Origin of the sequence: Mesobacillus boroniphilus JCM 21738, from assembly GCF_000517385.1 — a bacterium.
In the GTDB taxonomy this organism is placed as follows: domain Bacteria; phylum Bacillota; class Bacilli; order Bacillales; family Cytobacillaceae; genus Mesobacillus; species Mesobacillus boroniphilus.
Genome location: NZ_BAUW01000130.1, coordinates 1 through 7,972, shown reverse-complemented (window position 1 = coordinate 7,972; position 7,972 = coordinate 1). Strand labels below are relative to the sequence as shown.

At 43.7% G+C, this 7,972-nt stretch carries 7 protein-coding genes, 2 pseudogenes and 2 riboswitches; of the genes and pseudogenes, 1 reads left to right on the top strand and 8 read right to left on the bottom strand.

What is annotated here, in order from left to right; genetic code table 11:
- Window positions 1-250 precede the first annotated feature (250 nt).
- The 8 genes and pseudogenes from JCM21738_RS27940 to JCM21738_RS20140 all read right to left on the bottom strand — a co-directional run bounded on the left by JCM21738_RS27940 (window position 251) and on the right by JCM21738_RS20140 (window position 7,558).
- Complete coding sequence (locus tag JCM21738_RS27940) at window positions 251-391, bottom strand: YuzK family famiily protein (protein WP_500778557.1); 141 nt, start codon at window positions 389-391, stop codon at window positions 251-253.
- 276 nt (window positions 392-667) lie between these two features.
- Complete coding sequence (locus tag JCM21738_RS20170; protein ID WP_023626562.1) at window positions 668-1,039, bottom strand: carboxymuconolactone decarboxylase family protein; 372 nt, start codon at window positions 1,037-1,039, stop codon at window positions 668-670.
- A 102-nt stretch (window positions 1,040-1,141) separates the two neighbouring features.
- Window positions 1,142-1,981 (bottom strand): MetQ/NlpA family ABC transporter substrate-binding protein, encoded by an 840-nt coding sequence (locus tag JCM21738_RS20165; protein ID WP_023626561.1) that lies wholly within the window; start codon window positions 1,979-1,981, stop codon window positions 1,142-1,144.
- Window positions 1,982-1,995: 14 nt separating this feature from the next.
- Window positions 1,996-2,664, bottom strand: coding sequence for a methionine ABC transporter permease (locus JCM21738_RS20160; RefSeq protein ID WP_023626560.1), 669 nt, complete (start codon window positions 2,662-2,664; stop codon window positions 1,996-1,998).
- Window positions 2,657-3,680, bottom strand: a pseudogene (locus tag JCM21738_RS20155) (methionine ABC transporter ATP-binding protein). The gene JCM21738_RS20160 and the pseudogene JCM21738_RS20155 overlap by 8 nt, the downstream one beginning before the upstream one ends.
- A gap of 280 nt (window positions 3,681-3,960) precedes the next feature.
- Window positions 3,961-4,075: riboswitch (SAM riboswitch) on the bottom strand.
- 111 nt (window positions 4,076-4,186) lie between these two features.
- Window positions 4,187-5,502: pseudogene (locus tag JCM21738_RS20150) on the bottom strand (O-acetylhomoserine aminocarboxypropyltransferase/cysteine synthase family protein).
- Window positions 5,503-5,583: 81 nt separating this feature from the next.
- A riboswitch (SAM riboswitch) is annotated at window positions 5,584-5,686 on the bottom strand.
- A 70-nt stretch (window positions 5,687-5,756) separates the two neighbouring features.
- Window positions 5,757-6,110, bottom strand: a complete 354-nt coding sequence (locus JCM21738_RS20145; RefSeq protein ID WP_035210029.1) for a hypothetical protein — start codon at window positions 6,108-6,110, stop codon at window positions 5,757-5,759.
- 182 nt (window positions 6,111-6,292) lie between these two features.
- Window positions 6,293-7,558 (bottom strand): MFS transporter, encoded by a 1,266-nt coding sequence (locus JCM21738_RS20140; protein WP_023626556.1) that lies wholly within the window; start codon window positions 7,556-7,558, stop codon window positions 6,293-6,295.
- A gap of 156 nt (window positions 7,559-7,714) precedes the next feature.
- Here JCM21738_RS20140 and JCM21738_RS20135 point away from each other — a divergent pair, with 156 nt between their 5' ends.
- Entirely contained in the window at window positions 7,715-7,918 is a 204-nt protein-coding gene (locus tag JCM21738_RS20135) for a hypothetical protein (protein WP_035210028.1), read from the top strand.
- Window positions 7,919-7,972: the final 54 nt, after the last annotated feature.

Below are 7,972 nucleotides of genomic sequence, written 5' to 3'. Positions count from 1 at the left end.
ACCCCGAACCTGTCACAATAACAGCCTTTTCTTGACAGCTTTTCGCCCTAACACCCCGAACCTGTCACAATAACGGCTTTTTCTTGACAGCTTTTCGATCTAACACCCCAAACCTGTCACAATAACGGATTGAGAGGGACATCTAAGAAAACCGATTTCCCTCACATTAATTCAACAGCAAATAATAAAGAAACCAGTGCATAAATCACACTGGTTCCCAAAACATTTCTTTTATTATATATACTGTCGCTTACGAGTGAACTTTTCTGTCCAGGTCTGCGACCATCCGTTGGCTTTTGATATAGTCTTTTTCGCGTTTTCTTTCGACTTCCATTCTTGCGTCATGGTTCATGCTGTATACCTCGTAACTAATTCCGTGAGCTCCATGCATCGCTTTTTCCATTTCACTTGTGTAGTTCAGTTTTAGCTGACTAATAGTGAATCATCCCTTCGGTTTTTCGCTTTAATAAGCGATTTTTTGATAGTGCAATCTTAACACCTTTTATTTACCACTATCAAAGCGGTTAAAACCGTTAAATTTTGGATGTGATGGAGTAAGGGGGCTTAACGCGACTTCACCTCTGCCATTCTTAGAATACTGGCAATATCCTCCCAAATGGAGCCTCTCTTGTTATTTAACAGCCAGTTCTGCAGCATGACACAGCTTTTACTGCTTCAAAGTATTCAGTTCCGCCATTGCTTCCTGGACGAGTGTCACTGCCTGGCTCATTGCCGCACCGCCGCCAAAGGCAGCTGTAACTCCAACCGCTTCCAAAATTTGCTCCTCCGTTGCCCCCTTGTCAAGGCAGCCTTTTAAATGATATATAATGCAATATTCATCCTGTGAATACAATGAAATCCCTAAGGCAATCAGCTGCTTTTCTTTTTGCGTCAAAGTTCCTTCCTGAAAACACACTTCAGTAAATGCATTATAATGTCTGGCAAGCTCTGGCATTCTTTGCGTAAAGACACCCAGGCCTTGCTTATATTCATGCAGTGCTGCTTCTGTTGAATTCCGAGGTTCATAATGATGCTCCATTGCTTTCACTCCATTCTGCTTTTTTCTCGGTTAGTATGTTAAATTTCACAGCCGGTTATGCGGCAAAAAGAAAAAGCAGGCTGCACGCCTGCTTTTATCCCATTATTCTTTTACTGGTACTACAGCACCTTCATATTTTTCAAGAATGAAATCCTGGATTTCTTTTGAGTGAAGTACTTCGACCAGCGCCTTGATTGCCGGTTTATCAGCATCCCCCTCGCGAACAGCAATTACGTTCACGTATGGAGAATCGCTTTCCTCAATCGCGATTGAGTCCTTCAATGGGTTCAATCCAGCATCAATAGCATAGTTAGAGTTGATCAATACGGCATCACCTTCGCCATTGTTGAAAATCTGTGGAAGCAACGCTGCTTCGTATTCTGTATCAAACTTCAATTCTTTAGGGTTTTCAGCGATATCTTCAATTGTAGCCTTTACTTTTTCTACGCCTTCTTTAAGAGTAATCAAACCTTCTTTTTCAAGCATTGTCAAGATACGGCCATGGTCTGCTACCGAGCTGCTCATAATAATGTGCGCACCTTTTGGCAGATCGTCCAAAGTAGTGTGCTCTTGAGAATAGACACCGATGGGTTCGATGTGGATACCGCCAGCATTTTCAAACTTATAGCCGTGTTCAGCCATTTGCGATTCAAGGTAAGGGATGTGCTGGAAGTAGTTTGCATCAAGCTCTCCTGAATCAAGTGCCTGGTTTGGAACAACATAATCGTTGAAAGTCTTGATTTCCATTTCATAGCCTTTTTCTTCAAGCAGCGATTTTGCTTCTTCCAAAATTTCTGCGTGTGGTACGTTAGAAGCACCTACGACGATTTTTTCCCTTTCTTCCTTGCCGCCTTCTCCCGATGTGTTATCCTCAGAAGTTCCGCAAGCAGCAAGTCCTGCAGTTAAAACTAATGTTAATAGAGCTAATAACCATTTTTTCAATTCAAATCTCTCCTTTATCTTTTATCTAATTTTCTAGTGAAGAAATCACCAACAAACTGAATTATAAACACGATAATCAAAATAATGATGGTCGCCATAAGGGTGACATCGTTCCGGCTTCTCTGGAAACCTTCCATATAAGCCAGGTTTCCCAGACCGCCTGCTCCGATTACTCCAGCCATTGCCGTGTAACTGACTAGCGCGATTGCTGTTACCGTGATTCCGGAAACCAATGCTGGCATCGATTCAGGCAATAGCACCTTCCAGATGATCGTTGTCGTCTTGGCACCCATAGATTTTGCTGCTTCAATGACTCCTTTATCAATCTCACGCAAGCCAATCTCAACCATCCTTGCGTAAAATGGTGCCGATCCAATGATCAGTGCTGGCAATGCCGCATTTTCCCCGATCATCGAGCCAACGATGAACTTTGTAAAAGGAATCAGAAGGACGATTAAGATTATGAATGGGATGGACCTGAAAATATTAACGATTGCACTCAATACTAAATTGACCGGCTGGTTTTCCCATATATTTCCCTTCGAGGTCAAAAAGAGCAGCAGTCCAAGGATGGCTCCAAGAATGAAGGTAGCCACAACAGAGATGGCACTCATGTATAGTGTCTCAACTGTCGCTTCCCACATCCGGTCCCAGTTGACATGCGGAAACAATTTCTCAGCCATTCGAAATCACCTCCACGCCGACCTCATGCTGGCCAATATACTCTATTGCCCGGGCCACATCGCCCTCTTCACCATCAAGATGGATGAACAAAGTTCCATATGAACCATCTTGTGTCTGCGAAATTTTGCCCTGTACAATATTGACCGTTATCGAAAACTTTCGGATCAAGTTGGTGATCAGCGGCTGTTCGGTACCTTCGCCTACGAATGTCAGCTGGACAACGCGACCATGCGGATATCGCTCAAGCAAGTGATCAACTGTTTCCTTTGTTTCCTCAGGTTCTGTCACCTGATGGACGAATCTTTTCGTGATAGGCTGCTGCGGGTTCTTGAACACTTCCAATACTGGTCCAGTTTCAACAATTTTCCCGCCTTCCATGACGGCGACTTGGTGGCAGATTTTCCTGATAACATGCATTTCGTGCGTGATCAGGACAATCGTAAGACCAAGCCTCTTATTGATATCAACAAGCAGATCAAGAATCTGGTCAGTGGTCTGCGGATCAAGCGCAGACGTTGCTTCATCCCCCAGAAGTACTTTAGGGTTATTGGCAAGTGCCTGGCGATTCCGACTCTCTGCTTTTGTCCCCCACTCAACTGGGAGGGATAAGCATCTCCTCTGCCTCAAGGCCTACAAGTTCGATTAATTCCTTTACCCGGTTATCTCTCTCTGCTTTAGCAAATCCGGCAATTTCGAGTGGAAACGCGATATTCTCTGCTACTGTTCTTGACCAGAGAAGGTTAAAGTGCTGAAAGATCATGCTGATTTCCTGGCGGGCCTTTCGCAGTTCCGCTCCCTTAATCCTTGAGACTTCCCTGCCTGCCACCACAATGGACCCTGAAGTTGGGATTTCCAGACCATTCAGCATCCGGATCAAAGTGCTTTTGCCGGCACCACTGTAGCCGATGACTCCATAAATTTCGCCTTCCTTGACTTCAAGGTTGACATCATCTACCGCTTTAACCTCTCCCTTATTGGAAAGGTAAATCTTTCTGGCATTTTTTATCGTAATCAATTGACTCCCCCTCTTTACATCTACAATTATTAAATCCGTTAAAGTCCCCTCAAAATTAAGAAGGTTATCAATCTAGTTTCCCATTCCCTAACCAAAAAAATTCAAACTCCAGCAAAAATGGGTAATAGACTCTTTCTTAAATGGAGATGATTGTGCTCTTGTCAAAGTTTCTTTTCGAACAAGCTTTTTGACTATAACTTTTTAAGTATTTTTTTAAAAAGGGCAAAATAAAAGCCTTCCTGCAAGTGAGCAGAAAGGCATAGTAATAGTGGATTCCTTTCTCTCATCTGCCAAAGCGATCCGCTTTGTGTGAATTGGCACCATTTCAGCAAGCAATGCTTACTGACGGTTGCCGGGTTTCATAGGGCACTTCCCTCCACCTCTCTTGATAAGAGCACGCTATTAAATTATCTAATCGGTTTTAAGTTACGAGTGTGATTGTAGCACGGAGTAAAAAAGAGTGTCAATAAAATTATTTTCAAATATCATTTGGGAGTTTATGGATATTAAGCTCCAGCAGGTATTCCTGGCACTCCAGTCGCCTTTTCGATTGCCTGCTCCAGATCTTCAATGATGTCCTCAACGTTTTCAATTCCCACTGAAAGGCGAATTAAATCTTCAGGAACTCCTGCAGCTTTAAGACCATCTGAATCCAGCTGCTGATGTGTTGTACTTGCTGGATGGATAATCAGGCTCTTTGCATCTCCGACATTCGCGACGTGTGACCATAATTCTAATGAGTTAATCAGCTTTGCTCCCGCTTCCCTGCCGCCTTCAATTCCAAAAATGACCACTGCCCCTGCTCCTTTTGGAAGATATCGATCCGCGAGATCTTTATCAGGATGTGATTCATAGCCAGGATAGCTGACCCAGGTAACAGCAGGATGCGATTCAAGGTAATCTACGATTTTACGTGTATTGGCTACATGCTCCTTCATGCGGACATGTAATGTCTCTATTCCAAGATTGAATTGGAAGGCACTCTGAGGACTGATCGCCGGTCCAAGGTCACGCAACAGCTGGACTCTTGCCTTTACGATAAATGCCGCTGCACCGATTGCCTCACTATAGACAAGATTATGGTAACTGGCGTCCGGCTCATTAAAACCCGGGAACTTAGGCGACTTCCAATCGAACTTGCCTCCATCCACAATAATCCCGCCCATGACTGTACCATTACCCAGCAGCCACTTGGTAGCTGAGTGGACAACGATATCGGCGCATATTCAATTGGCCGGCAAAGATATGGAGTGGCAAATGTATTATCGATGATCAGCGGGAGACCAGCTTCATGGGCAACTTCCGCAACAGCTTCTATGTCCAATACTCTGAGACTTGGATTACCGATTGTTTCTGCGTAGATCGCTTTTGTCTTCGGAGTAATCGCCTTTCTAAAATTTTCAGGATCAGCTGGATCAACTAGATGGACTTTTATTCCATACTTCGGCAGGGTTACTGCAAATAGATTGTAAGTGCCTCCGTACAGATTTGATGCAGCAACAATTTCATCACCCGCATGCGCAATGTTCAAAATCGCCATCGTGATGGCAGACATCCCGCTTGATAACGCGAGAGCTCCAATACCACCCTCAAGCAAGGCTACTTTTTCTTCCAGGGCAGTAACAGTCGGATTATGTATCCGTGAATAAATGTAGCCCGATTCCTTAAGCGCAAATAAGGCGGCCGCATGTTCTGTGTTTTCAAACTGGAACGCATTGCTGGAATAAATCGGAACTGCCCGCGCTCCTGTTACCGGGTCTGGTGACTGACCACCATGTACTCCCAGTGTTTCTATTCTGTAACTCTTTTGCTCATTAGCCATCTCCATCTCTCCCATCAAATAAATTCCGGAAAAACTGAACCCCAAAAACCTCTTCCTAAGAAGAGGGTGATTTATCATCTCTCCTTATCTTTACAGAGCAATCACTCTGCTGGAATTAGCACCGTGTTTCACAACCGGTTGCCGGGCTTCATAGGGCCAGTCCCTCTGCCTCTCTGGATAAGAATATTCAATTTCGTTTTTAATGCGTTAAAGTGATAATAGCATATTGCGAAATCCCGGTCAATATATTTAGACTATTCAGATAAAAAATTACACAGGAATTGGTCTTGCAAGATAAAATAACGATTCCAGCACCAATTGGCACGAAAAGGACAATCAGTTCTGATATAATTCATTTTTACTCCTTGTCGCAGTTTTAGATCTCCATCGAATAATTGAACCAAAAGCATATCCTTTCCAGAAATCGTTGCAGTGTATTCAGCATGTATGCAGATTTCATGGCTTGCCACCTTTCCACTCTTGAAAGACAAGTAGAAGGTACCACTCTCTGCTTCAATTTTTAAGATTAAGTCCAGCTTGTTTACCAGTTGTTGAACATGCTTCATATTCCCGATTTCATTCGTAAACCTGGCGATTCGTTCCCGCATGCAATCATCTCCCTAATAATACATATTCCTTGTAGTCAGAAAAAAACCTGTTAGAACCCTTCGACAAATAATACGATGAATATGGAATTAACATTGTGAATAACGTAAAAAAAGACAATGCCGCATGATATTTCGGCATCGTCTTTCATTTCCCGAGAAATATTTCCAAAGAAATACAGTAATCAAGCTGGTTTTGTAATCACCTTGCCGGATTTTGGCTTATCCATACTTTTGAAAACCACGAAGAAATACGTGGATCCTACTAAGTAAAGACCTGCAGTAATGGTAAACACAGTTGCATATCCCCAATAGGAACCATATTTCAAGACGATTCCAGTTGACACTGGACCCATAACGGCCCAGCCAAGATTAAACACCATTTGATTCACAGAGTTAGCCAAACCCTTCATGGAATCATCAACCTTCGACATCATTAACGACATCTGGATTGGATTGCCCGCGTTCATAAGCGCCTGGCGAAATAAAAACCCTAAAGCGGCCAGCCAAAAATCCTGTGTGTACGCTGTCAGCAGCAGAAACGGCAGCGACAGAAGCTGCAACACGACCACTGCCTTCACTTCCCCAAGCCTGCGAACGACCATTGGACCGATGATCATCGCAACAGCTGTGGCTCCCTGCCCTAGTGAAATGACCAAGCCAATCAATGAATTGGAAGCCATGAACCGATCCGCGAAATAGAGGTTCAAATATGGGATGACCAAACCTGCGCCGAAGCCGATCATCAATTGCGCAACTGCAAACATCAGGATGATTTTGAAGCTGGCTTTGTGGGGGATTCCTTTTGTTTTTCCTTTCATATCGCTAGCCGATATGCGAAGTGGCCGGTCTTCATTCAACTTCATAATCGGAAACAGAGCTGCCAAAAACAAGAACGATCCAATAATCAATGTATATCTGATACTTTCTAGCCCCGGGATCATCATGCCGAATAAATCTGTGAGGATTCCGCCCAAAAGACTTCCTATTACATTGGCACCCGTCATCACCGCAAAATGAATACTGAACAAATGCACACGCTGTTCAGGTTTCGAATTCTCCGCTAGCCACGGAATAATGGACACCTGGATAAATGCTGAGGCGAGGCCTGTTCCAAATGCAAAAAGAATTAATAGTGACTGACTCTCAACGATGCTCCGGGTGAATAAAATCAACCCTGTTCCGACCGCTCCATACAGCATCAGCTTCTTCCTGCCTGCTTTATCACTCAGGATCCCTGCCGGAATAAGAATGAGAGCAGTTGCCAGCGAAGTCATGGCAATGACCTTTCCATTAACAAGCTCATTATAGCCTAATTCCCTGATGTAAAAGTTATAGATGACCATGAAGATCCCAAGGCCAACCTGCGTCAATATATTCGCTATGAAGGTTAGTCGTATGTTTCGATTATAGGTTTTAATTTGTGCCGCCCATTCCTGGTATAGAGCCATTATATTTCGCTCCTCGATTATTTCGGTACACTAAATATGATAATGTTTTTGGAACGGTATGTAAATCATTTTGTTGTCAGATTTCGGAAATTTAAGGAACAAAACAAAAAGCACAAGCGCCTCATTCAGCCCCGACAAGCGCTGGAGGGCCGACCAGTGAAGTCGTTCTTTGACATCATTGGGCGGACCGAAATCGAAAAGTATAGCCGACTGTCCAGAAACAAAGAAACTGGAGACTTCGACAAAGAAGCGCTTTTTGCTTCTGCCGGCGGTGTTGAAGTTTCGGAGTTTCTAGGAGGCGACACTAGACAAACGATCGAGGGGCTAGGCGCTGGAGCTGGATTAAGAAAACCTGGATAGTTATCCACATTGAAAATATTTTATAATTTCCTCACTAGCGTTGCATTAAAGTTT

Excerpts from the sequence above, each read along its gene's own strand:
- JCM21738_RS27940 (WP_500778557.1), bottom strand. The coding sequence starts at position 391 with ATGCATGGAGCTCACGGAATTAGTTACGAGGTATACAGCATGAACCAT.
- JCM21738_RS20170 (WP_023626562.1), bottom strand. The coding sequence starts at position 1,039 with ATGGAGCATCATTATGAACCTCGGAATTCAACAGAAGCAGCACTGCAT.
- JCM21738_RS20160 (WP_023626560.1), bottom strand. The coding sequence starts at position 2,664 with ATGGCTGAGAAATTGTTTCCGCATGTCAACTGGGACCGGATGTGGGAA.
- JCM21738_RS20145 (WP_035210029.1), bottom strand. The coding sequence starts at position 6,110 with ATGCGGGAACGAATCGCCAGGTTTACGAATGAAATCGGGAATATGAAG.
- JCM21738_RS20140 (WP_023626556.1), bottom strand. The coding sequence starts at position 7,558 with ATGGCTCTATACCAGGAATGGGCGGCACAAATTAAAACCTATAATCGA.